We start from the raw sequence: 26,061 nt of genomic DNA, 5'->3' as shown, positions 1-26,061 counted from the left end.
CATTATGCCACGTCAGTATTCATTAGAAAACACACGTAACATTGGTATCATGGCTCATATCGATGCTGGTAAGACAACAACTACAGAGCGTATTCTGTACTATACAGGTGTTAACCACAAAATCGGAGAAACTCATGATGGAGCTTCTACGATGGACTGGATGGCACAGGAGCAGGAACGTGGTATTACCATCACATCTGCGGCAACAACTGCAGCATGGAAGGGTACCCGTATCAACATTATCGATACTCCAGGTCACGTTGACTTCACAGTTGAGGTAGAACGCTCCCTGCGTGTACTTGATGGTGCCGTAACGGTGCTGGATGCAAAAGCCGGTGTAGAGCCTCAGACAGAAACTGTTTGGCGGCAGGCTACTACATATGGAGTACCTCGTATCGTATTCTGTAACAAAATGGATGCAACAGGAGCTGACTTCCTGATGTCATGCAAAACAATCGTTGATCGTCTGGGAGCAAAATCCTGTCCGATTCAGCTGCCAATTGGTGCAGAGTCCACATTCACTGGTATCGTAGATATCATTGAAAGAAAATCTGAAATTTATACAAATGACTTAGGTACTGATATTCAAGAAGGTGATGTTCCTGAAGATCTGAAGGATCTTTGTGAGGAATACCGTTCCAAGCTGATCGATTACCTTGCAGATTATGATGAAGACTTCATGATGCAGGTATTGGAAGGTGAAGAACCAAGCGTTGAGGATATCAAACGTGTTCTGCGTATCGCAGTATGTGCTGGTGATTTCTTCCCAGTATTATGCGGTTCCGCATACAAGAATAAGGGTGTTCAGATGGTTCTGGATGCAGTTGTTGATTATCTGCCTTCTCCGCTGGATGTTCCTGCAATTAAGGGAACGCTGGAAGATGGTACGGAAGCAGAACGTCATTCCAGTGATGAAGAACCATTCGCTGCCCTGGCATTCAAAATCGCAACTGACCCGTTTGTTGGAAAGCTGTCCTTCTTCCGTGTGTACTCCGGTACAGCAACTGCAGGAAGCTATGTATTAAACTCAACAAAAGGTAAAAGAGAGCGTTTCGGTCGTATTGTACAGATGCATGCAAATGCACGTAAGGAAATCGACCAGGTATATGCCGGAGATATCGCTGCTGCCGTAGGTCTGAAGGTTACTACAACCGGAGACAGCTTATGTGCAGAGGATTCTCCAATCATTCTGGAATCCATGGAATTCCCGGAACCAGTAATCGAGCTGTCTCTGGAACCGAAAACCAAGGCTGACCAGGATAAGATGGGTCTTGCTCTTGCAAAGCTTGCAGAAGAGGATCCTACCTTCAAAACCTACACAGATCAGGAAACAGGTCAGACAATCATCGCCGGTGTCGGTGAGCTTCACCTGGACATCATCGTTGACCGTCTGCGCCGTGAATTTAAGGTAGAAGCAAACGTTGGACAGCCAATGGTTGCATACCGTGAAACAATCCGTGGAACTGCTGATTGTGAAGGTAAATACATCAAACAGTCCGGTGGACGCGGACAGTATGGTCATGTATGGATCAAATTTGAGCCTCAGGAAGAGGGAAAAGGATTTGAATTCGTGGATGCTACTGTCGGTGGAAGCGTACCTCGTGAGTATATCAAGCCTACAGAAGAAGGTCTGAGAGACGCACTTGGAAACGGTATCGTTGCAGGCTACCCTGTTATTGATATCAAAGCGACTCTGTTTGACGGTTCCTACCATGATGTCGATTCCAGTGAAATGGCGTACAAGATCGCGGCTAGTATGGCGTTAAAGGCTGCTGCTAAGAAATGTAACCCGGTAATCCTGGAGCCTATTATGATGGTGGAAGTAACTGCACCAAATGAATATCTTGGATCCGTTATGGGTGACGTTAGCTCCCGTCGTGGTGCAATCGTTGACCAGGAGGAAAGAGGTAATGCGATTATCGTTAAGGCGCACATTCCTCTGTCAGAGATGTTCGGTTACGTTACTGACCTGCGTTCCTTCACTCAGGGACGTGGAAATTACTCTATGAAATTCGACCATTATGCCGAAGTACCAAAGAGTATTGCAGAAAAAATCATTAAAAACAATAGTTCTGAAAATTAACTGTTGCTTTTATAAAAACTTTGAATTAGAATATACTTGGAAACTATTAAATTAGGAGGAAAATTAAAATGGCAAAAGAAAAATTTGACCGTTCCAAAACACATGTTAACATTGGAACTATCGGACACGTTGACCACGGTAAAACTACGTTAACTGCTGCTATTACAAACGTACTTGCAAAAGACGGTATGGCACAGGCACAGGCTTACGACCAGATCGATGGTGCACCTGAAGAAAAAGAACGTGGAATTACAATCAACACTGCACACGTTGAATACCAGACTGAAAAGCGTCACTACGCACACGTTGACTGCCCAGGTCACGCTGACTACGTTAAGAACATGATCACTGGTGCTGCACAGATGGATGGTGCTATCCTGGTTGTTGCTGCATCTGATGGACCTATGCCTCAGACTCGTGAGCACATCCTGCTTGCTCGTCAGGTAGGTGTTCCTTACATCGTTGTATTCCTGAACAAATGCGACATGGTTGATGATGAAGAACTGGTTGACCTTGTTGAAATGGAAGTACGTGAGCTGTTAAGCGAGTACGGATTCGACGGAGACAATGCTCCAGTTATCCGTGGTTCTGCTCTGAAGGCTCTGGAAGGTGACGAAAAATACGTTGGCGCTATCAAAGAACTGATGGACGCTGTTGATGAATTCATCCCAGATCCAACTCGTGAAACTGACAAGCCATTCCTGATGTCTGTCGAAGACGTTATGACTATCACAGGTCGTGGTACAGTTGCTACAGGACGTGTTGAGCGTGGTGTAGTTAAACTGGGAGAAGAAGTTGAAATCGTTGGTATCAAGGAAACTCAGAAAACTGTTGTTACCGGACTGGAAATGTTCCGTAAACAGCTGGACTTCGCAGAATCCGGAGATAACATCGGTGCATTGCTGCGTGGTATCAACCGTGACCAGATCCAGCGTGGACAGGTTCTTGCTAAACCAGGATCCGTACACCCACACACAAAGTTCAAGGCTCAGGTTTATGTATTAACAAAAGAAGAAGGTGGACGTCACACTCCATTCGTTTCTAACTACCGTCCTCAGTTCTACTTCCGTACAACTGACGTAACTGGTGTTATTACATTACCAGAAGGAACTGAAATGGTTATGCCTGGTGACAACGTTGAAATGAACGTTGAACTGATCGCTCCAATCGCTATCGAGAACAATACAAAATTCTCTATCCGTGAAGGTGGACGTACAGTAGGTTCCGGAAACGTTACTGAAATCATCGAGTAATTAACAAAACAAATGAAAAGGGCACACTTGTGCTCTTTTTTTCGGTTCATTCTTGACTCTGGGTATAGGAAAAGAGTTAAATACAAAATGAGAGATGCTTATCAATCCTTTTGTATATCATATACTTTTGTACCTTACCGTGAGAAAGAACCTTTTTTTCTACCTATACTACCTTTTCTGTAGTATAATACAGATAACAGCAGAAAGGGGAGTACGGTATGAATAGGAAAATGATGGCACCGATAACCATTGGAATTGTTATTGCATTATATATGATGCTTTGGATCAGCTCTTTGTTTTTTCTAGATGCACCAAAGCCTGTGATATTCTTATTTGGGGTTCCTATGCTTGCACTGCTTTTTCTGTGGATTCATGTAGTCAAGGAACGAATTGACGAGATAAGGAGCGGAGAAGAAGATGATCTTAGTAAATACTGATTATATTACAGGAAAAACACTGAATATGCTGGGACTGGTAAAGGGCAGTACGATTCAGACAAAGAATATCGGAAAGGATATTTCTCAGGGCTTTAAGACACTGGTAGGCGGTGAGCTGAAGGCTTACAATGAAATGATGAACGAGGCGAGAGCACTGGCGACAAAGCGCATGGTGGAGGAGGCTGAGGCACTTGGTGCGGATGCTATCGTCAATATCCGATATGCTTCCAGTGCCATCATGGGTGGAGCAGCCGAGGTTATCGCCTATGGCACTGCCGTTTGCTTTATGTAACAAAGAGGATGTCCTGTTAGGGATAGAAGGATTGCTTCGGCGTGCTTCTATCCTTTTTCTATGGACAGTAAAAAGTATCTGCATCCTGTTTTTTCTTTTCTTTTTTACAGGATACGTGTATAATATGGTTGTCATGACAGGGGTGCCGTTAGGCTGAGACAGTCCCTTATGACCTGATCTAGTTAATGCTAGCGTAGGGAGTCATATCTATCTTATTTCTTAGATTGGTTCACTTACGCCTCATGGAGGTGTTTTTTTATTGGAAAGGAGAAGAAAGATGCAGCGGTTAAAAAAAATTGGGATGCCATTGTTTACGCTGTTGCTGGTGCTTGCGGTGTGGGAAGGCTGTGTCCGTATATTTGCTATTGATTTGTATATCCTGCCGGCGCCCTCAAAAATTGTGCAGGCACTGTTTACAAATCGTGAGGTCTTATGGATGCATTCTCTGGTAACGCTGCAGGAAGCAGTTGCCGGGCTGCTGATTGCTACCCTGCTTGCTGTTGTCATTGCAATCGGTATGGATGTATCACAAATCTTTAAACACAGCATATTTCCGCATCTGGTCGTTACACAGACTGTTCCGGTCATGGTACTTGGACCGCTGTTTTCTATCTGGCTGGGATTTGGCATGGCACCGAAAATTCTGATGGTTATTTTCATGTGCTTCTTTCCGGTAGTAATTGCCTTCTGTGATGCGCTGGGTAAAGTGGATGAGCATCAGATCAGTCTGCTGAAAAGCTTTGGTGCCAAAAAATGGCAGATTTATGCATATGTGAAAATACCGGCAGCCTCTACTGCATTATTTTCCGGCTTGAAGGTGGCTGCGACCTATTGCATCGGCGGGGCGATCGTCGGAGAGTGGCTGAGTGCCTCGGCAGGTCTTGGATATTATATGATACGTGTGAAAAACGGTTATATGCTGGATAAGGTTTTTGCCTGTGTGGTTGTGATTATCGCACTGAGCCTTTTACTGCACGGGGCAGTGGTTTTACTGGAAGCGGTATTGTTTCCATATGCAGGAAAGAAGAAAGGAAGAAAAGCATGAAGAAAATTAGCTGTATGCTGCTGGCTGCATTGATGGCTGTTGCAGTAAGCGGATGCTCCGATAATAAGGAAGCATCCAAGGAGAAGGAAACGGCAAAGAAGGTAACGCTGATTCTTGATTATTTACCGAATACCAATCATACCGGATTTTATGTTGCTAAGGATAAAGGGTATTTCAAGGAGGAAGGTCTGGATGTGGATATCATCGAGCCTGGGGATGATGCCACAAGTGCAACACTGGTCGCCGCAAACAAGGGAGAGTTCGGTGTCAGCTATCAGGAGGATGTGACCTATGCGAGAACGGCGGAGGAACCGTTGCCGATCCGGGCGATTGCGACAATCATTCAGCATAACACGAGCGGCTTTGTGTCATTGAAAAAAGAACATATCAATACACCGAAGGATTTTGAAGGCAAGGTGTATGCAGGCTGGCAGGCACCGAGTGAGGAGGCTGTTATCAAGGCGGTTATGAAGGCGGCGAAGGCGGATTTCTCTAAGCTGACAATGGTTGGTGCAGATGGAAGCGGCTTTGCGTCTCTTGGAAAAACAGTGGATATTCAGTGGGAGTTTGAAGGCTGGGCTGTGACAAAGGGAAGAATGGAAGGCTATGACTTAAATTACATACCGCTGCGTGAGCTGGATGAGCGTTTGGATTATTACACACCTGTTATCATTACAAGTGAGAAAATGATCAAGGAGGATCCGGAAACAGTTCAGAGATTTATGAATGCAGTGAAGAAGGGATATGAATTTGCAATTTCAAATCCGGATGCGTCCGCAGAGATTCTGAGTAAATATGCACCGGATTATGATCTGAAGTTTTTGAAAAAGAGCCAGCAGTTTTTAAGCAGTGAATATGCAAAGGACGCAGAAGGCTGGGGTGTTATGAAGGATTCTGTATGGGATAACTATACTGCCTTTATGTATGAGAATAAGCTGATTAACGAAAAAATCAAAGCGGATGAGCAGTATACGAATACGTTTGTGAAATAAGCTGCTTCTACAGGAGGTCATCATGAAATTACAAGTGGAGGATATGGCAATCTCTTTCAACAGCAGAAGGATTCTGGAGCATGTCAGCTTTCATGTGGAGAAAGGTGAATTTGTGGCACTGATCGGGCCCAGCGGCTGTGGGAAATCAACGCTGCTGAATATACTGGCTGGACTTCTGGACAGTGAGCAGGGTACCTTTTCTGTGGATGATGTGCGTGTGCAGGGAGTTTCCTCACACTTTGCCTATATGCCGCAGGATGACCTGCTGCTGCCATGGAAGAATATTCTGGATAATGTCTGTCTGTATGGCAGGATACACGGACATGTTAAAGAGGCGAAGGAAAGCGCATTGCAGGAGTTTGAGACCTTTGGCTTAAAAGGTTATGAATATGCGTATCCAAATGAGCTGTCCGGGGGGATGCGGCAGCGTGCTGCGTTTCTTCGCACAGCCTTATGCAGTGCCGATATACTGCTGCTGGATGAGCCCTTTGGTGCGCTGGATGTCATTACACGCAATGATATGCAGGATTGGCTGCTGAAACTGAGGAAAGAGTTAAACAGAACGATGCTGCTGGTGACCCACGATATTGATGAGGCGCTGTATCTGGCAGACCGTATTCTGATTTTGGGGGGCTCACCCGCTTCCATCTGCAAGGAGATCACTTTGCAGCGATGTGAAAAAAGCCGGGAATGGCTGTATGATCAGGGGGAGCTGAAGAAGGAGATTTATCAGCTTCTGAAGGAGGGCGTTTATGATCATTGATGCACATATGCATATGGACTCTGCAACCACACCGGAAATTTTAAAGCAGCAGGGTATCACCTGTATTGTGAATGCGGCAACGCCAAAGGAATACAGCAAGCTGAAAAAGCTGCAGGCGGAAAACCCGGCGATATGGATCAGTGCCGGTATCCATCCATGGCAGGCGGATACAGTCACATGGGATGAGATGCTGCCAATGCTAAAGGAAACGAAAATTATTGGAGAGATCGGATTGGATTCCGTCTGGTGTAAAACGGATGAGGCTCTGCAGTATAGCGTGTTTGAACAGCAGCTTACGTTTGCACAGCAGCAGAAAAAGCCGGTCATTTTGCATCTGAAGGGAAAAGAGAAAGCGGCGCTAAAGCTGTTGCGGCGTTATGAAAACCGCTATCTTGTACACTGGTATTCCTGTGCGGACTGGCTTTGGGAATATATCAATATGGGCTGCTGGTTCACAGTCGGGCCTTCCTTATTGTCAGATGAAGCCGTGCAGCAGGTGGCAGCCTCCGTCCCCCTGGAGCGTCTGCTTGTGGAAACTGATGGTATCTCAGCCTGTGCATGGTGTGAGAACCGTGCAGTGACACCGCATGAGCATGGTGCAATCTTAAAGCGCAGTATGCTGCGCATCAGTGAAATGCGCAATATTCCATATGAGCAGCTAGAGCGGCAGCTGCAGCAAAACTGTGAGGCATTCCTGCAAACAACCCTGCGCTAAGGTGAAGAGCTTCTATTGATTTAGAAGCTTTTTTTCGTTTTTTTCACCGAAAATGCTATGAAAACGCTCTCATGAACAGCGGATTTCGTGGAGTGCAGAGGTTCTGAAAAAATTATGAAAAAAAGTAAAAAAAGCCGTAATTAACGCTTGTAATCAACATTTGGATGTGTTAGAATATTATCACGACCGCGAGGACATGCGAGGTTGCCGACCCACTGAGAAACGTTGTCATGGACGGCGAGGCCGGGGAATTCGCATCGAGCGAGTCTATAGTCCATATAGGCGAAAGGAGATATATTCATGGCAAAAAATAGCGTAAGAATTCGCTTAAAAGCTTATGAGCACAGAATCTTGGATGCATCCGCAGAAAAGATCGTGCAGGCAGCACAAGCTCACGGTGCTAAAAAAATTGTTGGACCAGTACCTCTTCCAACTGAAAAGCAGGTAGTAACAATCCTGCGTGCGGTACACAAATACAAAGACTCTCGCGAGCAGTTCGAGATCAGAACTCACAAACGTTTAATTGAGATTGTCGGACCTACAGCAGAAACAATCGACTCACTGAGTCGTCTGGAGCTGCCAAGTGGTGTTGACATCGAAATTAAGCTGTAATGGAGGTGACATCATGAAAGGTATTCTAGGACGTAAACTTGGGATGACACAGGTCTTCACAGAGGATGGAACGCTGATTCCTGTAACTGTAGTAGAGGCTTGTCCAAATGTTGTATTACAGAAGAAAACAGTGGAAAACGATGGATACGAAGCTGTACAGTTAGGTTTTGAAGATGTTAAGGAAACACGCAGCACAAAGGGTGAAGCCGGACATGCTGCAAAAGCGAATACGGCTCCGAAAAGATTCGTTAAGGAAGTTCGCGACAGCGAATTTGCTGATCTGGAGCTGGGTGCTGAAATCAACGTAGGAATCTTCAGCGCTGGAGAAACAGTAGATGTTATCGGTACATCAAAGGGTAAGGGATTCAATGGTACGATCGTTCGTAATAATGCGAAAATCGGTCCTAAGAGCCATGGTTCCGGACACCACAGACACATCGGTTCATTGGCTACCAACGGTATAACCTCCCGTCAGGGTAAGATTATCAAGGGTACCATCATGGCCGGTCAGGAGGGTGGTTACAGAACTACAAACCAGAACCTGACAGTGATCAAGGTTGATGTTGAAAACAACTACTTACTGATCAAAGGAAACGTGCCTGGACCAAAACGTGGAATGGTAATGGTACGCACTGCTAAATGTTCCAAGGGCAATACAGAGCCTGTGACATTAGTAGATTACACGAAAGAGGAGGAATAAGAGATGCCTAAGATGGTCGTATTAAGCCAAACTGGTAAAGAGCTGAAAGAAATCACTCTTGCAGATACAGTATTTGGCATCGAGCCAAATCAGCAATGTATCTTCGATGCTGTCATTATGCAGAGAGCATCCATGCGTCAGGGTACTCACGATACCAAAAACCGTACAGAAGTACGCGGTGGCGGACGTAAGCCTTGGCGTCAGAAGGGAACCGGACGTGCTCGTCAGGGATCCATTCGTGCTACACAGTGGAGAGGCGGAGGAATCGTATTCGGCCCGACTCCTAGAAACTATGGCTACAAGCTGAACAAAAAAGTTCGTCGTCTGGCTCTGAAATCAGCTCTGTCTGAGAAGGTGCTGGAAAACGCAATGGGCGTTGTTGACAAGTTTGAGCTGGAAGCTCCAAAAACAAAGGCGTTCAACCAGATTGTCGCTGATATCAACGCACCAAAGAAAACCTTATTCGTAGTATCTGAAGGTGAAGATTTTGAAAATGCATTCCTGAGCATGAGAAACATCCCTACTATGATGATGCTTACTGCTGATGGATTAAATGTTTACGATATCGTAAATGCTAACAAAATCGTCTTTACAGAAGCTGCTGTGAAAGATGTTGAGGAGGCACTTGCATAATGGAAAACTACAAGGATATCATCATCCGTCCAATCATCACTGAAAAAACGATGAGATACATGGACGCAGATAACAAAGTAACGTTTGAAGTTAAAAAGGGAACCAACAAAACACAGGTAAAGCAGGCCGTGGAAGCTATCTTCGGTGTCGATGTTGAGAAAGTGAACATCGTAAATGTGAAACCAAAAACCAAGAGAATGGGTAAATATGTTGGTACAACAAAGAATGTCCGCAAAGCCTATGTGAAAATCAAGGAAGGTCAGGACATCAACTTATTCGGCGAAGAAGCTGAATAATATCAGGAAGAAGCACGCTATTTCCTGACTAAATATTGCGTAAGGAGGAAATTGACACTATGCCAATTAAGAAGTATAAGCCGACCACTCCAGGTCGTCGTGGTATGACTAGTCTGTCCTATGAAGAAATTACGACAGACAAGCCTGAAAAAAGTCTGCTGGAGCCGTTAAAAAGCAAAGGTGGACGTAACAACAACGGACGTATCACAACCCGTCATCAGGGTGGTGGACATAAGAGGGCTTACCGTGTTATCGATTTCAAGAGAAACAAAGACGGTGTGCCTGCTCGTGTAGCTACCATTGAATACGATCCAAACCGTTCCGCTAACATTGCGCTGCTGAACTATGCAGACGGTGAAAAGCGTTACATCATCGCTCCTAAGGGATTAACTGTTGGTATGACAGTCGTTTCCGGTGAAGGTGCCGATATCAAAGTCGGTAACGCAATGGAGCTGAAAGATATCCCAGAAGGTACTTTCATTCACAACATTGAATTAAAGCCAGGTAAGGGTGGCCAGATGGCTCGTTCCGCTGGAACATCTGCTCAGATCCTTGGTATTGAAGAAAAATACACAACGGTTCGTTTAGCTTCTGGTGAAGTTCGTAGAATTCTGTCTAATTGCCGTGCTACAATCGGTCAGGTTGGTAATGAAGACCACAGTCTGGTAAACTACGGTAAAGCCGGACGTATGAGATGGAAGGGTGTCCGCCCAACTGTTCGTGGTTCCGTTATGAACCCTAATGATCACCCTCATGGTGGTGGTGAAGGACGTACTCCAGTAGGACGTAAATCTCCAATGACACCTTGGGGCAAGAAAGCTATGGGTGTGAAAACACGTAAAGCGAAAAAAGCGTCAACGAAACTGATCGTTCGTCGTCGTAATGGCAAATAGGCAAAGGAGGAAATGAAAAATGAGTCGTAGTCTTAAAAAAGGCCCGTTCTGTGATGACCACTTAATGAAAAAAGTGGAAGAGCTGAACAAAGCCGGTAAAAAACAAGTTATTAAAACCTGGTCACGTCGTTCAACTATATTCCCTCAGTTTGTGGAACATACATTTGCCGTTTACAACGGTAAGGAACACCTGCCTGTTTACGTTACAGAGGACATGGTAGGACACAAGCTTGGTGAATTCGTGCCAACCCGTAAATACGGTGGGCATGGCGATAATGACAAGAAAGCTAAACGATAAGGAGGAAACGTTATAATGGAAGTTAAGTCAACAGCGAAAACATTACGTATCCCACCTAGAAAAGCTCGTATTGTTATCGATTTGATTCGTGGGAAAGATGCTGCGGAAGCGGCTGCAATCTTGAAGTTTACACCAAATGTTGCAGCAGAAGCAGTTGGTAAGGTATTGAAATCTGCAGTAGCAAATGCAGTGAATAACCATGATATGGATGAAGAAAAGCTGTACGTAAAGGCATGCTATGCAAACGAGGGAGTCACTCTGAAACGTTTTATGCCACGTGCAAAAGGATCCGCTAGTGCGATCCACAAACGCACCAGCCACATTACTGTTGTGGTTGACGAGCGTGATTAAGGAGGTAGCTCATGGGACAGAAAGTTAGTCCGATCGGATTGCGTGTCGGTGTCATCCGTGACTGGGAGTCCAGATGGTATGCAGACAAGGATTATGCCGATTTATTATTAGAAGATGTAAAAATTCGTGAATTCCTGTTCGCTGAATGCAAAAATGCATCAGTGTCCAGAGTTGAAATCGAACGTTCTAAAAACCGTGTGGAAATCATGATCCGTACAGCTCGCCCTGGTGTGATCATCGGAACAAACGGTGAAAACGTAGAAATGCTGAAGAAAAAGGTTGAGAAGCTGACTGGTGGAAAGAACATCTACCTGAAGGTTCTGGAAATTGCAAACCCTGATCTGGATGCAAAACTGGTTGCCCGCAGCATTGCGGATCAGCTGGAGCAGCGTGCTTCCTTCCGTACTGCACAGAAGAAGGCTATTCAGAGAACGATGCGTGCCGGAGCAAAGGGTATCAAAACTGCCGTATCCGGTCGTTTGGGCGGAGCTGATATGGCTCGTACCGAAGGCTATAGCGAAGGTGTTGTACCTCTGCACACACTGCGTGCGGATATCGATTACGCTTGGGAAGAAGCATCTACGACTTACGGTCGTTTAGGTGTAAAGGTTTGGATTTGCCGTGGTGAGGTTCTGCCAGGACAGATGGTTCAGGAACCGGAAGCTCCGAAGAACAACATGAACGACAGACGTCGTAACCGTCGCGGTAACCGTGGTGGAAACAGAAACAACAGCCAGAGAAACAATAACAACAGAAACTCTGCTGGTGGAAATGCTCCTAGAAAAGCGGAAGGAGGAAAATAATTTATGTTAATGCCTAAGAGAACTAAATATAGAAGACCTCACCGTTTAAGCTACGAGGGACGTGCAAAAGCCGGCCGTGAAGTATCCTTTGGTGAATATGGTCTAATGGCTGACACTGGTGCTTACGTCAGCAACCGTCAGATCGAGGCCGCTCGTATTGCCATGACTCGTTACATGAAGCGTGGTGGTAAGGTTTGGATCCGTATCTTCCCTCACATGGCAAGAACGAAAAAACCTCTTGAAGTACGTATGGGTTCTGGTAAGGGTGCTCCTGAAGGATGGGTAGCAGTTGTAAAACCGGGCCGTGTTATGTTTGAAATCGCTGGTGTACCTGAAGAAGTGGCACGTGAGGCATTCCGTCTTGCGGCTCACAAGCTGCCAGTGAAGACAAAATTTGTTGTTAGAAAAGGAGAGAAGTAATTATGACAGCGAAAGAGATCAGAGAAAAAAGCAACACTGAATTATTACAAGAGATCGAAACGCTTAAAGATGAACTTTTTAATCTTCGTTTCCAACAAGCTACAGGTCAGTTGACAAACACTGCACGTTTAAAGACAGTGAAAAAGACAATTGCCCGTATCAAAACTGTGATGACTGAGCGCGAGCTTGGTAGTCAGGATTAAGGAGGATCACTAAGTTATGGAAAGATCTAACCGTAAAGTATATCGCGGGACTGTAGTTTCCGACAAGATGGATAAGACGATTACTGTTATTGTCGAAACAAAGAAAACACACCCGTTATACGGAAAACGTGTAAAATATTCTAAGAAATTCAAAGCGCATGACGAAAACAATGAAGCTAGAATGGGAGATAAGGTAGAAATCATGGAGACTCGTCCATTATCCGCTACTAAGAGATTCCGTCTGGTGAAAATCGTCGAAAAAGCTGTACAGCTGTAATCAGGAGGTAGACATTCATGATCCAGAATGAAAGTAGATTACGCGTCGCTGACAACACGGGAGCCAAGGAAGTTCTGGTTATCCGCTGCTTAGGCGGAAGCGTTCGTAAGTTTTCAAACATCGGGGATATCGTTGTCTGTGCTGTAAAGCAGGCTGCTCCTGGTGGAACTGTAAAAAAGGGTGACGTAGTCAAGGGTGTAATCGTACGTACAAAGCGTGGCGTTCGCCGTGACAACGGAACATACATCAAATTTGATGACAATGCGGTTGTCCTGATTAAGGACGACAATACACCGCGTGGAACTCGTATCTTCGGACCTGTTGCACGTGAGCTGCGTGACAAGGACTTCATGAAAATTGTATCCTTGGCACCAGAAGTACTGTAAGGAGGTGTCTTTGTGAAAATCAAAAAAGGTGATAAGGTTCAGGTTATTACAGGTGCTTACAAGGGCACGATCGGTGAAGTAACCAAAGTTTTCCCTAAGGAAGACAAAGTAATCGTGGAGGGTGTCAACCTGGTGAAGAAGCATCTGAAGCCTACACAGGCAAATCCGGATGGCGGAATCATCGAAAAGGAAGCTCCGATCCATGTATCCAACGTAATGGCTTACGATTCCAAAGCGAAGAAGGCAAGCCGTGTCGGTTATGAAACAAAGACTGACAAAAAAGGTAACACAGAAAAGGTACGCGTCTACAAAAAAACCGGCGCTGAAGTTAAGTAGGGAGGCTAAAGGATGAATCGCCTAGAACAGAAATATAAAGAGGTCGTAACACCGAGCCTGATGAAGAAATTCAACTACAAATCAGTCATGGAAGTACCTCACGTAGATAAAATCGTTATCAATATGGGTATCGGTGAAGCTATTTCGAACCCAAAAGTGCTGGATGAAGCTGTTGCAGAGCTGGCACAGATCACTGGACAGGCTCCGGTAATCACAAAAGCTAAGAAGTCCATCGCAAACTTCAAACTTCGTGAAGGAATGCCGATCGGATGTAAGGTAACTCTGAGAAAAGAAAAAATGTATGATTTCTTGGATAAGCTGATGAACATCTCACTGCCTCGTGTACGTGACTTCCGCGGTGTCAGTGCCACTTCCTTTGACGGACGTGGAAACTACACTTTGGGTGTAAAGGAACAGCTGATTTTCCCGGAAATTGACTACGATAAAATCAATAAGGTTCGTGGTATGGATATCGTTATCGTTACGACAGCCAACACGAACGAAGAAGCAAAGGCACTGCTGGAAGAAATGGGCATGCCTTTCAAGAAATAGGAGGACTTAGACGTATATGGCAAAAAAAGCAATGGTTAACAAATCAAAACGTCCTCAGAAGTACAAAGTGCGCGAGTACACCAGATGTGAGCGTTGTGGACGTCCTCACTCAGTTTTACGTAAATACAAACTCTGCCGTATTTGCTTCCGTGAGCTGGCTTACAAAGGTCAGATCCCGGGTGTAAAAAAGGCAAGTTGGTAGTCAGATAGGAGGAATACAGTCATGATTATGACAGATCCGATTGCAGATATGCTTACTAGAGTTCGTAACGCGCTTCAGGCTCGTCACGAAACAGTGGAAATTCCTGCAAACAAAGAAAAAGTTGAAATCGCTAAGATTTTAAAGAATGAAGGGTTCATCACAGACTACACAGTAGCTGGTGATGTTAAGAAAACCATCACCGTTACGCTGAAATATGGGCCTAACAACGAAAAAGTAATCAATGGGCTGAAGAGAATCTCAAAACCAGGTTTACGTGTTTACGCTAAGGTGGATTCCATTCCTCGCGTAATGAACGGTCTGGGTATTGCGATCATCTCTACATCTCACGGTGTGATAACAGACAAAGAAGCAAAAGCTAAACATGTTGGCGGTGAAGTCATCGCTTACGTTTGGTAAGAGCTTAACGGAGGTAAGAAAATGTCACGTATCGGTAATAAAGCGATTACCATTCCTGCCGGTGTTGAAGTAAGCATCGCTGCCGGGAATGAGGTGACTGTTAAAGGTTCCAAGGGAACTTTAACTCGTCAGTTTAATCCTGCTTTGGGAATCAAGGTAGAAGAAAATGTATTGACAGTAACTCGTCCTAACGACGAAAAGCATATCAAACAGCTGCATGGTACAACCCGTGCACTGCTGGCGAACATGGTCGAAGGTGTTTCCGAAGGCTTTACAAAGGAGCTGGAGCTGGTAGGTATCGGTTTCCGTGCTGCTGTAAGCGGAAGCAAGCTGACCTTGAACGTTGGGTACTCCCACCCGGTTGAGTTCGCTGTGGAAGACGGTCTGAAGGTAGAATGCTCTTCTGCTACGGATATCAAAGTATCAGGAATTGACAAACAACGCGTTGGTGAATTCGCTGCAAACATTCGTGCTGTGAGAAAACCAGAACCTTACAAAGGAAAAGGTATTCGCTATAAAGGTGAATATGTTCGTCGTAAGGAAGGTAAAACAGCAGGTAAGAAATAGTGGGAAAGGAGAAATTGAACAATGCTTAAGAAAGTTTCTAGAAATGACGAGCGTATGCGCCGTCACGTGCGTGTTCGTACCAAAATCAGCGGTACTCCTGAATGTCCCCGCCTGAACGTTTTCCGTTCAAACAGCAACATTCACGCGCAGATCATCGATGATGTCAACGGTGTAACCCTGGCATCTGCAAGTAGTGTAGAATTAAAGTTAGAAAACGGTGGAAATGTTGAAGCCGCTAAAACTGTTGGAACAGAAATTGCAAAGCGTGCAATTGAAAAGAACATCACTGGTGTCGTATTTGACCGTGGTGGATATGTTTACACAGGGCGTGTAAAGGCGTTGGCCGAAGCAGCAAGAGTTGCTGGCTTGAAATTTTAGGAGGTTATGCGAATGGAACGTAGACCAAGAAGAAATCGCGATGCTGAAAAAGAATTTGAAGAACGCGTAGTTACCATTAACCGTGTAACAAAGGTAGTCAAGGGTGGACGTCGTTTCCGCTTTGCAGCTCTGGTTGTTATCGGTGACAAGAAGGGCCGCGTCGGCTTTGGTACAGGAAAAGCCAACGAAGTACCTGATGCAATTAAGAAAGCAATCGAAGATGCTAAGAAGAATGTCTTCACAGTACCTGTTGTAGGAACTACAATTCCTCATGCAATCACTGGAAGATACGGAGCTGGAGAAGTATTCCTGCGCCCTGCTTCTGAAGGTACCGGAGTTATCGCCGGTGGTCCTGTTCGTGCAGTCCTGGAGCTGGCTGGTATCAACGATATCCTTTCCAAATGTCTGGGAAGCCGTACACCAATCAACATGGTTCGTGCTACGATCTCTGCCTTAAAAGATCTGAAAACGATCGAGGAAGTTGCTCGTCTCCGTGGTAAAAAACCAGAAGAAATTCGCGGTTAATAGGAGGATTAGAACATGAAATTACATGAAATGAAATATACTGAAGGAGCTAGACAGAAAAGCTACCGTGTTGGTCGCGGTCATGGCTCCGGAAATGGTAAAACAGCAGGAAAGGGTCATAAAGGACAGAAAGCAAGATCTGGCGGAGGCGTTCGTTTAGGTTTTGAAGGTGGTCAGACACCACTTGCTAGACGTTTACCAAAACGTGGATTTACAAACTTCAATCGCAAGGAATATGCTATCGTAAACGTTGCATCCCTGAACGGATTTGAAGACGGTACGGAAGTAACTCCGGAACTGCTGATTGAATGTGGATTAGTTAAGAAAGAACTGGATGGTATTAAAATCCTGGGCGAAGGTGAATTAGAGAAGAAGCTGAGCGTAAAAGCAAACAAATTCTCTAAATCAGCAATCGCTACCATTGAGCAGGCAGGCGGAAAAGCAGAGGTTATCTAATCATGTTTAGGACCTTTGCAGACATGTTCAAGAATAAAGATATTCGTAACCGAATATTCTTTACTCTTGCCATGTTGTTCGTCTTTCGTTTTGGTTCAGCGATCACTGTACCAGGCGTTGATGTAACCGAATTGACAAAAGGTATACAGGATAACTCACTGTTTGCGATGATCAATATGCTGGGCGGTGGTGGTCTGGAGCAGCTTTCCATCTTTGCGATGGGTGTTGGTCCATACATTACTGCCTCCATTATTATTCAGCTGTTATCTATGGATGTGATTCCTGCCCTGACAGAACTTGCCAAGGGAGGCGCAACCGGAAAGAAGCAGATCGACCGCTATACACGTTATCTGGCTGTCGTATTGAGCTTTTTCCAGGCATCTACACTGGTTTACAGCTTTTCCACACAGTATACAACACTGCTGGTAAATGGAAGCGGATGGGCTTCTATTTTATACGTTGCGACTCTGTTGACGGCAGGCAGTATGTTTATCCTGTGGATTGGAGACCGCATCAGTATGAAGGGAATCGGAAACGGTGTTTCCATGATCATTGCTGCCGGTATCATCGCCAGACTGCCATATCAGTTTACAACGGCATGGCAGACGCTCGTTGATCCAAGCAACAGCAGTGCTACCTTCAATGGTATTCTGACATACGGACTTTATATTGTCTCTTATCTGCTGATTATCGTATTCGTCGTCTTTATGCAGACGGCAGAACGTAAGATTCCGATTCAGTATACATCCAGTACCGTAACGACCCGCAAGAAGGACATGACGTACCTACCGCTGAAAATCAATTCCGCGAGTGTAATTCCTGTTATCTTCGCATCCGCTATTCTAGCGGCACCGCTGCAGATTTGCAAGATGGTGTGGCCTGCAGCCGGATGGGTCAAAACGATGGAAACCTATATGGGAATGCAGACTCCAATCAGTCTGGTAATCTATGTGATTCTGATTTTTCTGTTCACCTTCTTCTATACGAAGCTGCAGGTGGATCCGGAAAAGATCGCAGAGAACCTCGGAAAATCCGGTACCTATATTCCGGGAATCCGTCCGGGTACGGAAACAAAAGAATATGTTAATAAAGTATTATGCAGAATCACGGTTCTGGGGGCTATCGGTCTTGCCTTTATCGCTGTACTGCCGCATGCACTGCCTCTGATTCCAGGTATCAATCTTCCACAGTCGATGGGAATTGGTGGAACCGGAATCATCATCGTTGTCGGTGTGGCAATGGAAACGGTAAAACAGATTGAAGGACGCCTTACTCAGAAATCCTACCGTGGATTCCTGCAGAGATAAAACGATAAGAAGGTGAACCTATGAATATCCTGATTATGGGAGGACCTGGTGCCGGAAAAGGTACGATGTCCGCCAAAATCGTCGAGAAGTTTCATGTTAACCACATTTCCACCGGAGATATCTTCCGCAGTGAAATTGGAAAGGGAACAGCTCTTGGCATGGAGGCGAAAAGCTTCATGGATAAAGGACTGCTGGTTCCCGACGAAGTTGTTAACAATATGGTAAAGAGTTATCTGGAAAAGCTGGAAGACAAGAAAAACGGTTTCTTGCTGGACGGCTATCCGAGAACGCTTGACCAGGCCAAAGCATTCGATGCACTTGCCCAAGGCAGCGAGCTTGCCATTGACAAAGTTATCGCACTTGAAATTGACTTTGAAAAGCTGGCAGACCGTGTAACCGGACGCCGCATCTGTAAAGAATGTGGAGAAATCTACCATATTAAATCCAAGCCGAGTAAAATCGACAATGTTTGCGATGTGTGTGGTGGAGAATTGTTCCAGCGCAAGGACGATACAGTGGAAAGCTTAACTGTTCGTCTGGAGGAGTACAGCTTGCAAACAGCTCCGGTGCTTGATTACTATGAAGCAAAGGGAATTGTGACAAGAATTGATGCAAGTCAGCCAATCGAAGGCGTATGGAATGATACATTGACAGCTCTGGAGAAATAAGATGGTGAAAGCCAAAACAAATCAGGAGTTGACAAAGATGAGAAAAGCGGGTATAATTGTTGCGCTTGCACATCGTGCAGCAAGTGCAGCAATGCAGCCCGGAATTACCACGCAGGAATTGGACAGAATCATTGAAAAAGTGATTCGGGAAAACGGTGCAACGCCGTCATTCAAGGGACTGTACGGCTTTCCGGCAGCAGCCTGTATTTCTATAAATTCTGTCGTAGTACATGGTATCCCAGGCGATACCGTTTTATGCGATGGAGACATTGTTTCAGTAGATATCGGTGCCTGTTATCAGGGGTACCATGGAGACTCTGCCTGGACCTATGGTGTTGGTCAGCTCAGTGATGATGATCTCAGACTGATGCAGATCGGTGAAGAATCTTTGTATGAAGGTTTAAAAATGGCCAGAGCGGGGAATCATTTAACTGATATTTCTCATGCAATCGGAGAGTATGTGTTTACGCACGGATATTCGATTCCAAGAGACTATGCAGGACATGGTATTGGAACTTCTGTCCATGAAGATCCGACAGTTCCAAATTTTGGCCCGGCAGGCCGCGGCATCCTTCTGCAGGAGGGCATGACGCTGGCAGTGGAACCGATGGTTCACGCGGGCAAACCACAGACAAGCGTGTTAAAGGATAACTGGGGTGTCGTCACAAGAGACGGCAGTAAGGCAGTTCATTTTGAGCACACGATTGTGATTACAAACAGTGGGTATGAAATACTCACAACACTGAATAAGGAGGAACGTCCAGATAATGGGTAAACAAGATGTTATTGAAATTGACGGAGTAGTCGTAGACACTCTGCCAAATGCAATGTTTAAGGTGAAACTGGCCAACGGACACGAAATTCTGGCTCACGTTTCTGGTAAAATCCGCATGCACTACATTCGCATTTTACCAGGGGACCGTGTTACCGTAGAGATTTCACCGTATGATTTAACACGTGGGCGTATAACATTCCGACACAAGTAAGTCGTGAATTAAGGAGGAAAACGCATGAAAGTAAGACCATCTGTCAAACCAATATGCGATAAGTGCCGCATTATCAAACGTAAAGGCCGCGTCATGGTTATTTGCGAAAATCCAAAACACAAACAGAGACAGGGAAACTAACGGAGGTGTAATGTAATGGCTCGTATTGCAGGTGTAGACTTACCACGCGATAAGCGCGTAGTAGTATCATTAACGTATATTTACGGTATCGGTCGCTCCACATCAGAAAAAATTCTGGCTAAAACTGGAATCAGCGAAGATATCCGTGTAAAAGACTTAACAGAAGATCAGGTAAATGCAATCCGTAACGAAATCGATGGTGTAAAGGTTGAAGGTGACCTTCGCCGTGAGGTTCAGTTAAACATTAAGCGTTTAATGGAAATCGGATGCTACCGTGGAATCCGTCACAGAAGAGGATTGCCAGTGCGCGGACAGCGTACAAAGACAAATGCTCGTACGCGTAAAGGTCCAGTTCGTACAGTAGCAAACAAAAAGAAATAGGACGATAGGAGGAAGTAAATAATGGCAAAGAACGTAAAAGCGGGCGCACGTGGTAAACGTAAGGCACGCAAGAATATTGCTCGTGGAGTTGCACATGTCCACTCAACATTTAACAATACCATCGTTACTATTACTGATGAAAACGGAAATGCTGTAGCATGGTCTAGTGCTGGTGCTTTAGGATTCAAGGGATCTCGTAAATCCACTCCTTTCGCAGCACAGATGGCTGGAGAAGCTGCAGGTAAAGCAGCAATAGAGAATGGTATGAAGGTTATTGCAGTTAGCGTAAAGGGTCCGGGACCAGGACGTGAAGCAGCTGTAAGAGCTCTGCAGGTAGCAGGACTGGAAATTACATTGATCAACGATGTAACACCAATCCCGCACAACGGTTGTCGTCCACCTAAACGACCACGTGGTTAATGATTAACTGTAATTGAGGAGGTAAACTATGCAAAAATTCGAACGTGCACATTTTGAAGTAAAAGAATATGATGAATCTCAACATTACGGGAAGTTTGTGTTTGAACCTTTGGAAAGAGGTTTTGGTACAACCATTGGAAATGCACTAAGACGTGTTTTGCTCTCCTCTTTACCGGGAGCTGCCGTATTTTCAATTAAAGTTGATGGTGTTTACCACGAGTTCACTTCAATTCCTGGAATTGTAGAGGACGTAACGGCAATCATTTTAAATATCAAAACCCTTGTGATGAGTATTCAGGATGATGAAATCTATACTCTGCGTATCTCAAAACAGGGTCCAGGCGCAGTAACCGGTGCTGATATTATTTGCCCGGAAGGTGTGGAGGTAATAAGCAAGGACTTGCACATCTGTACACTGGAAGAGGGCGGAATGCTGGAAATGGAACTGCAGGCTCGTATTGGACGCGGGTACGTAAGTGCTGACACGAATAAGCAGCTGTACCAGACACCAAATCAGCCTCTGGGAATCATTTATACAGATTCAATTTATACACCAATCGAGAAGGTATCCTATAATGTGGAGCCGACTCGTGTTGGACAGGATGCTCACTATGACAAGGTTACTCTGGAAATCTGGACAGACTCTTCTCTGAGTCCGGCAGAATCTGTTGCTCTGGCAAGCAGAATTCTGATCGACCATCTCGAACTGCTGACGAATGTTCACGAGGCAGTAAATGATATGGAATCCGTGATGAAGGAAGCACAGGGTGAAGTACAGAATAAGGGACTTGTCATGATGATTGAAGACCTTGACTTATCCGTTCGTTCTTATAACTGTTTAAAGCGTGCAGGAATCCAGACTGTGGAGGAGCTGACGCAGAGAACAGAGGATGAGATGATGCGTGTAAGAAACCTTGGTAAGAAATCATTGAAGGAAGTTAAAGATAAGATCTATGATTTGGGACTGAGTTTCAAATCATACGAATAAATATTCGCAAGGGAGGTTAATGGACCAATGTGGAATCGTAAATTAGGACGTAAAGCTGACCACCGTAAGGCTTTATTACGCAATATGGCAACATCTGTGATCGCTTACGGTCAGATTGAAACTACTGAAATGAAAGCAAAGGAACTTCGTTCCGTTGTTGATGAACTGATCACACTGGCAAAACGTGGAGACCTGCACGCTCGTCGTCAGGCTGCAAGCTTTGTACGTGATGTGGTTGTCAATGAAGAAACAGGACAGACTGCATTGCAGAAGCTGTTTGAAGAAATCGGACCTGCTTATGCAGACCGTAAAGGTGGATATACTCGTGTTGTTAAGACAAGAGTACGTCGCGGAGACGCAGCACCTATGGCAATCATTGAATTGGTAAAATAATTCACTAAGGAAAGACTCTGGCTATCAGGGTCTTTTTTTTTCTACAATGTCATTTTACTTTAAACAAAAAAACAATCATGTACTTCATGATAATTTAGATATTTTATCCCTTTTTCGTTTCGCTGATACAAGAATGATACATTCCTATGATAAGCTTTTTGAGCTATAGTTAACAAAGCAATAGAAAATGTAAGGCATTTTGACATTTATAAAATACAGGATATAACAATTCATGGTAAAAGGTTTGTTATAAAGGGATAGAATACAGTCTCTTTGGATATAGAAAAGAGTGGGCTGCTAAACGATAGGCATGTAGCTTATACCAAATACCTTAACCAGCTATCTTACAGCGTAAAACTCCTTCTAACGAGTAAACGGATCGTATAGCTATGAATCTATATTTATTTACTTAAGACTGCTTATATCAGCTTTACAGTCAGTCAGAAATGAAAAAGCTTCTGACAAACCTGTCCACATTTTCCATATCTGTCGAAAAGAAGCGGTTATTCGAAAATAAGTAAGCAGGAAGGGATGCGGGAAAAGGAATAACAAAACGATTAGGGGACAGAGGCAATACCTGTGTAATTATTCATTAAGCAGTATGTGGCTTTTTTATATAATTAGCGATGTTTATTTTATTGCAAAGCATCTGATGAATCATGACTCTTAGGTAAGTTTCTTTCCATAGCAATGGATACAGATATTATATTTGAAGAACAACCTGGAAAATGAGTGAATGATTACATGAACTTATGTACCTTATGGAGAATGACTGTAAGGATGTCTTAATAAACAATGAAGATTTCCCTGCTTTTTATGGAAGACCCTGTACGAATGAGAGGAACCTGTTATAATATTGAGGAGCGAGGTAATACATAATGAGAAAACAAATGGTAATACTGCTTGCGGCCGGCCTTCTGGTTACAGGCTGCAGTAAGAATGAAACAGAGGATACATTGAAGAAGCACGGTATAGAAGACATAAAATCCTGTAAAAATATAGAGGCTGTGAAGGCTGCCGGGGATGCTGTGGTTAAGGATAAGGGAAGTGTATACTGTAGTATTGATACAGATAAAAACCTGAATCAGGCAACTGCCTTTGTGAAAAAGGAATACAATGCTGATCGCATTACAAGCTTTTTAAAGCTTCCGTATTATCGCAAGGAGCTGACAGAGCGTTACATTGCTTATGATGATGGAAAGAAAGCAGTGGAAGATATTGTCACCTATGTGAATATCGGACTGGATCAGCCATATTTTACGAATGTGGATGTTATCAAAGATACGGAGGATGTGCTGATGCTGGTAAATAAGTATCATCGCCTTCCCGATAATTATGAGCCTAAAAATCTGGTAAAAACACCGAATGCCTGTGTGATTGGTGAGGATTATTCCTGTCAGAGTGAGCCACAGTATTTGCGTAAGGAGGTAGCGGATGCATTCTCAAAGCTGGTACAGGCGGGGAAGGTGGAACATATCAATATCAAGGCAATCGCCAGCTATCGCAGCTATGCATATCAGAAAAATCTGTATGATTATTATGCGCAAAGTGAAGGAAAAGCATATGCGGATAAGTATTATGCCAGACCCGGGCAGAGTGAGCATAACAGTGCACTGGCTGTGGATGTGACCATAAATGATGAGAATTTCAATGAAATAGAAAAATCCGTTCATTATGACTGGCTTTTACAGCATATTGCGGATTACGGATTTATTCTGCGTTATCCAGAGGATAAGGTGGATGTGACCGGGTATCAGTATGAGTCCTGGCATCTGCGATATGTGGGAAAGGCTGCCGCAAAAGATATCGTAAAGCAGGGGTTGACCCTTGATGAGTATATTGCGAGAAAGGATGTGGAGAAATGAAAAAGCTGACAATGTTACTGCTGAGTCTGCTGCTGTGTGCGTGCAGCTCTGCAGATCAGAAAGAGAAGGAAGCACCAGACAAAAAGCCGGTGAAGGAGAATACAACGGTATCCTTTATAGGCGTTGGTGATAATCTGATACATGAAATGATTTACAAGCAGGCGGATGGAGCTGCCGGAGAGATGAATGACGGGAAATATGATTTCTCTGAGATGTATTCGCATGTGAAAAAGGATATACAGGGGGCTGATCTGGCTTATATTGATCAGGAATCCATCATTGGCGGTGATGATCTGGGAATCAGCGGGTACCCTACCTTTAATTCACCTGCCGATCTTGCGAAAAATGTGGCAGATACCGGCTTTGATATCGTAAATACAGCGAATAATCACTGTCTGGACAAGTATCAGGAGGGGATTGATTTTTCCCATGATATCTGGGCAAAGCAAAAGGGAATCATTACCGCAGGAACGTATACCTCACAAAAGGATCGTGATACGATACGTACCATAAAACGTAAGGGAATTACCTTCTCCTTTCTAGCGTATACCTATGGAACCAATGGCATAGAGCCGCCGAATCCATACAGCGTTGCCTATTTTGACGAGGATCAGATACGTGCGGATGTGAAAAAAGCAAAGGAAGTCAGTGATGTGGTGATCGTTTCCGCTCACTGGGGGGATGAGAATGTGAGCGCACCGACTGCATTCCAGAAGAAATATGCCAAGCTGTTTGCGGACCTGGATGTGGATGTCGTTGTGGGGGAGCATCCGCATGTCATACAGCCGGTTACCTGGATCAAGGGCAAGGACGGCAATAAGACACTCGTTATATATTCTCTTGGAAACTTTCTGAACGGCATGCTGGATGTAAATAACGTGCTGGGTGGCATGATCCGCTTTGATTTTGTCAAACACGCAGACAACAATGAAATTACCATAGAAAACGTGAAATGGGATCCTATGATTTCTCATTATACAGGGGATGCTTCCGATATCATGAATTCACGTAAGAATTTCACCATGTATAAGCTGAGTGACTATACGGAAGCACTGGCAAAGCAGCACGGGTTAAACGGTGTCGATGGTCAGAAGGTGCGTCTGGATGATTTGTATGCCCGTACGAAAAAGGTTATAACGGAAATACCGGTTATGGGAAGCGGGGATGAATAATGACATTGATTGAGGAAATGGAGGCATATGCAAAGGCATATGATGTTCCCATCATGCAAAAGGAAGGCATTGATTTTATGTGTGCATTCCTGAACGAGCATAAATTAACAAGGATTTTAGAGATTGGCAGTGCAATCGGCTATTCCGCTATCCGCATGGCGATGCTGCATCCGGATATTCATGTAACGACCATCGAGCGTGATGAGGAGCGATATGCCAAAGCAGTGGAGTTTGTAGAACGCAGCGGTTTGCAGGAGCAGATTACCCTGTTGTATGGCGATGCGCTGGAAACTAATGTGGAAGGCAGCTACGATATGCTGTTTATCGATGCTGCCAAGGCGCAGTATACAAGATTTTTTGAACGCTATGAGCCGTTGCTGATACAGGGCGGGTATGTGATTACGGATAATCTGAAATTCCATGGTCTGGTGGAGCATCCGGAAACGATTACAAGCCGCAATTTGCGCAGTCTGGTGCGTAAAATCGGAAATTTTGTAGAATATCTGAAGCAGCGTGAGGACTATGATACGCAATTTTATGATTTCGGCGATGGTGTGGGAATCAGCAGGAAAAAGTGAAGGAAACAGCGTCTGTGTGACTGATGCAAGGTTTCTTTCCTATGCGTTCAGCTGGGTGCGTTCTTCGTGGAGCTGAACGTATCGTTATCGCCGTCGTGAAACTCTGCAGGCTTTCTGTCACCTGTGTTTGGAAAAGCAGAGTGAAAGGCATCCGGTTATGTTTGGGATGAGGAAAGCAAAAGCTTTCATAATTCATATTTTATTAACCCGGCTGCGATGAAAATATCTCTGTTTTTGTCGCAAAACCTTTGTATTTCCTGTATCATTTCGCATGTTT

At 44.6% G+C, this 26,061-nt stretch carries 40 protein-coding genes and 1 riboswitch; all 40 genes read left to right on the top strand.

All coding sequences use genetic code 11. The features are described from left to right. Nucleotides 1-4 precede the first annotated feature (4 nt). The 40 genes from fusA (at nt 5) to GKZ87_17365 (ending at nt 25,784) form a co-directional block, all read left to right on the top strand. Nucleotides 5-2,083 (top strand): elongation factor G, encoded by a 2,079-nt coding sequence (gene fusA / locus GKZ87_17560; GenBank protein ID QSI27164.1) that lies wholly within the window; start codon nt 5-7, stop codon nt 2,081-2,083. Nucleotides 2,084-2,151: 68 nt separating this feature from the next. Next, nucleotides 2,152-3,336, top strand: a complete 1,185-nt coding sequence (gene tuf, locus GKZ87_17555; protein QSI27163.1) for an elongation factor Tu — start codon at nt 2,152-2,154, stop codon at nt 3,334-3,336. Between the two features lie 218 nt (nt 3,337-3,554). Beyond that, a complete protein-coding gene (locus tag GKZ87_17550) occupies nt 3,555-3,773 on the top strand; it encodes a hypothetical protein (protein ID QSI27162.1) in 219 nt (72 codons plus the stop codon). After that, nucleotides 3,754-4,065, top strand: coding sequence for a heavy metal-binding domain-containing protein (locus GKZ87_17545; protein QSI27161.1), 312 nt, complete (start codon nt 3,754-3,756; stop codon nt 4,063-4,065). Before GKZ87_17550 ends, GKZ87_17545 begins: the two co-directional genes overlap by 20 nt. Before the next feature lie 128 nt (nt 4,066-4,193). Continuing rightward, nucleotides 4,194-4,282: riboswitch (TPP riboswitch) on the top strand. Nucleotides 4,283-4,342: 60 nt separating this feature from the next. After that, nucleotides 4,343-5,110: an ABC transporter permease subunit gene (locus tag GKZ87_17540; protein ID QSI27160.1), complete on the top strand. Its 768-nt coding sequence runs from the start codon at nt 4,343-4,345 to the stop codon at nt 5,108-5,110. Continuing rightward, nucleotides 5,107-6,102 carry an ABC transporter substrate-binding protein gene (locus GKZ87_17535; protein QSI27159.1) on the top strand — a complete coding sequence of 332 codons (996 nt, stop codon included), beginning with the start codon at nt 5,107-5,109 and terminating at the stop codon, nt 6,100-6,102. The genes GKZ87_17540 and GKZ87_17535 overlap by 4 nt, the downstream gene beginning before the upstream one ends. A 22-nt stretch (nt 6,103-6,124) precedes the next feature. After that, nucleotides 6,125-6,865 carry an ATP-binding cassette domain-containing protein gene (locus GKZ87_17530; protein ID QSI27158.1) on the top strand — a complete coding sequence of 247 codons (741 nt, stop codon included), beginning with the start codon at nt 6,125-6,127 and terminating at the stop codon, nt 6,863-6,865. Continuing rightward, nucleotides 6,855-7,580, top strand: a complete 726-nt coding sequence (locus tag GKZ87_17525) for a hydrolase TatD (GenBank protein QSI27157.1) — start codon at nt 6,855-6,857, stop codon at nt 7,578-7,580. The genes GKZ87_17530 and GKZ87_17525 overlap by 11 nt, the downstream gene beginning before the upstream one ends. 300 nt (nt 7,581-7,880) lie before the next feature. Further along, nucleotides 7,881-8,192 carry a 30S ribosomal protein S10 gene (rpsJ, locus tag GKZ87_17520; GenBank protein QSI27156.1) on the top strand — a complete coding sequence of 104 codons (312 nt, stop codon included), beginning with the start codon at nt 7,881-7,883 and terminating at the stop codon, nt 8,190-8,192. A gap of 13 nt (nt 8,193-8,205) precedes the next feature. After that, nucleotides 8,206-8,892: a 50S ribosomal protein L3 gene (gene rplC, locus GKZ87_17515; GenBank protein QSI27155.1), complete on the top strand. Its 687-nt coding sequence runs from the start codon at nt 8,206-8,208 to the stop codon at nt 8,890-8,892. Between the two features lie 3 nt (nt 8,893-8,895). Beyond that, the gene (gene rplD / locus GKZ87_17510; protein QSI27154.1) at nt 8,896-9,525 is read left to right on the top strand and encodes a 50S ribosomal protein L4; all 630 of its coding nucleotides are present in this window, start codon (nt 8,896-8,898) and stop codon (nt 9,523-9,525) included. Then, complete coding sequence (gene rplW, locus GKZ87_17505; protein QSI27153.1) at nt 9,525-9,821, top strand: 50S ribosomal protein L23; 297 nt, start codon at nt 9,525-9,527, stop codon at nt 9,819-9,821. Before rplD ends, rplW begins: the two co-directional genes overlap by 1 nt. A gap of 59 nt (nt 9,822-9,880) precedes the next feature. Next, on the top strand, nt 9,881-10,714 hold the full coding sequence (rplB, locus tag GKZ87_17500) for a 50S ribosomal protein L2 (protein ID QSI27152.1): 834 nt from the start codon (nt 9,881-9,883) through the stop codon (nt 10,712-10,714). A gap of 19 nt (nt 10,715-10,733) precedes the next feature. After that, on the top strand, nt 10,734-11,012 hold the full coding sequence (gene rpsS, locus GKZ87_17495) for a 30S ribosomal protein S19 (protein QSI27151.1): 279 nt from the start codon (nt 10,734-10,736) through the stop codon (nt 11,010-11,012). Nucleotides 11,013-11,027: 15 nt separating this feature from the next. Then, nucleotides 11,028-11,363 (top strand): 50S ribosomal protein L22, encoded by a 336-nt coding sequence (gene rplV, locus GKZ87_17490; protein ID QSI27150.1) that lies wholly within the window; start codon nt 11,028-11,030, stop codon nt 11,361-11,363. 11 nt (nt 11,364-11,374) lie between these two features. Then, entirely contained in the window at nt 11,375-12,166 is a 792-nt protein-coding gene (gene rpsC, locus GKZ87_17485) for a 30S ribosomal protein S3 (GenBank protein ID QSI27149.1), read from the top strand. 3 nt (nt 12,167-12,169) lie between these two features. Next, nucleotides 12,170-12,586 (top strand): 50S ribosomal protein L16, encoded by a 417-nt coding sequence (rplP, locus tag GKZ87_17480; GenBank protein ID QSI27148.1) that lies wholly within the window; start codon nt 12,170-12,172, stop codon nt 12,584-12,586. Between the two features lie 2 nt (nt 12,587-12,588). Beyond that, entirely contained in the window at nt 12,589-12,789 is a 201-nt protein-coding gene (gene rpmC / locus GKZ87_17475; GenBank protein ID QSI27147.1) for a 50S ribosomal protein L29, read from the top strand. Between the two features lie 16 nt (nt 12,790-12,805). Continuing rightward, entirely contained in the window at nt 12,806-13,066 is a 261-nt protein-coding gene (rpsQ, locus tag GKZ87_17470) for a 30S ribosomal protein S17 (protein QSI27146.1), read from the top strand. A gap of 17 nt (nt 13,067-13,083) precedes the next feature. Next, on the top strand, nt 13,084-13,452 hold the full coding sequence (rplN, locus tag GKZ87_17465) for a 50S ribosomal protein L14 (protein QSI27145.1): 369 nt from the start codon (nt 13,084-13,086) through the stop codon (nt 13,450-13,452). A 12-nt stretch (nt 13,453-13,464) separates the two neighbouring features. After that, complete coding sequence (rplX, locus tag GKZ87_17460; GenBank protein ID QSI27144.1) at nt 13,465-13,788, top strand: 50S ribosomal protein L24; 324 nt, start codon at nt 13,465-13,467, stop codon at nt 13,786-13,788. 12 nt (nt 13,789-13,800) lie between these two features. Beyond that, the gene (gene rplE, locus GKZ87_17455; GenBank protein QSI27143.1) at nt 13,801-14,340 is read left to right on the top strand and encodes a 50S ribosomal protein L5; all 540 of its coding nucleotides are present in this window, start codon (nt 13,801-13,803) and stop codon (nt 14,338-14,340) included. A 16-nt stretch (nt 14,341-14,356) separates the two neighbouring features. Continuing rightward, nucleotides 14,357-14,542: a type Z 30S ribosomal protein S14 gene (locus GKZ87_17450; protein ID QSI27142.1), complete on the top strand. Its 186-nt coding sequence runs from the start codon at nt 14,357-14,359 to the stop codon at nt 14,540-14,542. A 21-nt stretch (nt 14,543-14,563) separates the two neighbouring features. Further along, a complete protein-coding gene (rpsH, locus tag GKZ87_17445; GenBank protein QSI27141.1) occupies nt 14,564-14,959 on the top strand; it encodes a 30S ribosomal protein S8 in 396 nt (131 codons plus the stop codon). Nucleotides 14,960-14,980: 21 nt separating this feature from the next. After that, entirely contained in the window at nt 14,981-15,526 is a 546-nt protein-coding gene (gene rplF / locus GKZ87_17440; protein ID QSI27140.1) for a 50S ribosomal protein L6, read from the top strand. 21 nt (nt 15,527-15,547) lie between these two features. Next, nucleotides 15,548-15,904 carry a 50S ribosomal protein L18 gene (gene rplR, locus GKZ87_17435; protein ID QSI27139.1) on the top strand — a complete coding sequence of 119 codons (357 nt, stop codon included), beginning with the start codon at nt 15,548-15,550 and terminating at the stop codon, nt 15,902-15,904. 12 nt (nt 15,905-15,916) lie between these two features. Beyond that, nucleotides 15,917-16,429 carry a 30S ribosomal protein S5 gene (gene rpsE / locus GKZ87_17430; protein ID QSI27138.1) on the top strand — a complete coding sequence of 171 codons (513 nt, stop codon included), beginning with the start codon at nt 15,917-15,919 and terminating at the stop codon, nt 16,427-16,429. 15 nt (nt 16,430-16,444) lie between these two features. Next, complete coding sequence (gene rplO, locus GKZ87_17425; protein QSI27137.1) at nt 16,445-16,885, top strand: 50S ribosomal protein L15; 441 nt, start codon at nt 16,445-16,447, stop codon at nt 16,883-16,885. 2 nt (nt 16,886-16,887) lie between these two features. Next, nucleotides 16,888-18,192 (top strand): preprotein translocase subunit SecY, encoded by a 1,305-nt coding sequence (gene secY / locus GKZ87_17420; GenBank protein QSI27136.1) that lies wholly within the window; start codon nt 16,888-16,890, stop codon nt 18,190-18,192. A gap of 20 nt (nt 18,193-18,212) precedes the next feature. Then, nucleotides 18,213-18,860 carry an adenylate kinase gene (locus GKZ87_17415; GenBank protein ID QSI27135.1) on the top strand — a complete coding sequence of 216 codons (648 nt, stop codon included), beginning with the start codon at nt 18,213-18,215 and terminating at the stop codon, nt 18,858-18,860. A 1-nt stretch (nt 18,861) separates the two neighbouring features. After that, on the top strand, nt 18,862-19,635 hold the full coding sequence (gene map / locus GKZ87_17410) for a type I methionyl aminopeptidase (protein ID QSI27134.1): 774 nt from the start codon (nt 18,862-18,864) through the stop codon (nt 19,633-19,635). Then, nucleotides 19,628-19,846, top strand: coding sequence for a translation initiation factor IF-1 (infA, locus tag GKZ87_17405; protein QSI27133.1), 219 nt, complete (start codon nt 19,628-19,630; stop codon nt 19,844-19,846). The genes map and infA overlap by 8 nt, the downstream gene beginning before the upstream one ends. Before the next feature lie 24 nt (nt 19,847-19,870). Next, complete coding sequence (gene rpmJ, locus GKZ87_17400) at nt 19,871-19,987, top strand: 50S ribosomal protein L36 (GenBank protein QSI27132.1); 117 nt, start codon at nt 19,871-19,873, stop codon at nt 19,985-19,987. Nucleotides 19,988-20,002: 15 nt separating this feature from the next. Further along, nucleotides 20,003-20,368 carry a 30S ribosomal protein S13 gene (gene rpsM, locus GKZ87_17395; GenBank protein QSI27131.1) on the top strand — a complete coding sequence of 122 codons (366 nt, stop codon included), beginning with the start codon at nt 20,003-20,005 and terminating at the stop codon, nt 20,366-20,368. A 21-nt stretch (nt 20,369-20,389) separates the two neighbouring features. Next, nucleotides 20,390-20,788 carry a 30S ribosomal protein S11 gene (gene rpsK, locus GKZ87_17390; protein QSI27130.1) on the top strand — a complete coding sequence of 133 codons (399 nt, stop codon included), beginning with the start codon at nt 20,390-20,392 and terminating at the stop codon, nt 20,786-20,788. Between the two features lie 28 nt (nt 20,789-20,816). Next, the gene (locus tag GKZ87_17385; protein QSI27129.1) at nt 20,817-21,776 is read left to right on the top strand and encodes a DNA-directed RNA polymerase subunit alpha; all 960 of its coding nucleotides are present in this window, start codon (nt 20,817-20,819) and stop codon (nt 21,774-21,776) included. Nucleotides 21,777-21,803: 27 nt separating this feature from the next. Next, a complete protein-coding gene (gene rplQ, locus GKZ87_17380; protein ID QSI27128.1) occupies nt 21,804-22,169 on the top strand; it encodes a 50S ribosomal protein L17 in 366 nt (121 codons plus the stop codon). Nucleotides 22,170-23,047: 878 nt separating this feature from the next. Continuing rightward, complete coding sequence (locus GKZ87_17375) at nt 23,048-24,034, top strand: D-alanyl-D-alanine carboxypeptidase family protein (GenBank protein ID QSI27127.1); 987 nt, start codon at nt 23,048-23,050, stop codon at nt 24,032-24,034. After that, entirely contained in the window at nt 24,031-25,206 is a 1,176-nt protein-coding gene (locus tag GKZ87_17370; protein ID QSI27126.1) for a CapA family protein, read from the top strand. Before GKZ87_17375 ends, GKZ87_17370 begins: the two co-directional genes overlap by 4 nt. Continuing rightward, on the top strand, nt 25,206-25,784 hold the full coding sequence (locus GKZ87_17365) for an SAM-dependent methyltransferase (GenBank protein ID QSI27125.1): 579 nt from the start codon (nt 25,206-25,208) through the stop codon (nt 25,782-25,784). The genes GKZ87_17370 and GKZ87_17365 overlap by 1 nt, the downstream gene beginning before the upstream one ends. Nucleotides 25,785-26,061 lie beyond the last annotated feature (277 nt).

It is taken from the genome of Erysipelotrichaceae bacterium 66202529 (assembly GCA_017161075.1).
Classification (GTDB): Bacteria; Bacillota_I; Bacilli_A; order Erysipelotrichales; family Erysipelotrichaceae; genus Clostridium_AQ.
Note: the sequence above shows the minus strand (reverse complement) of the source record. Positions and strands in the feature narration are given on the sequence as shown.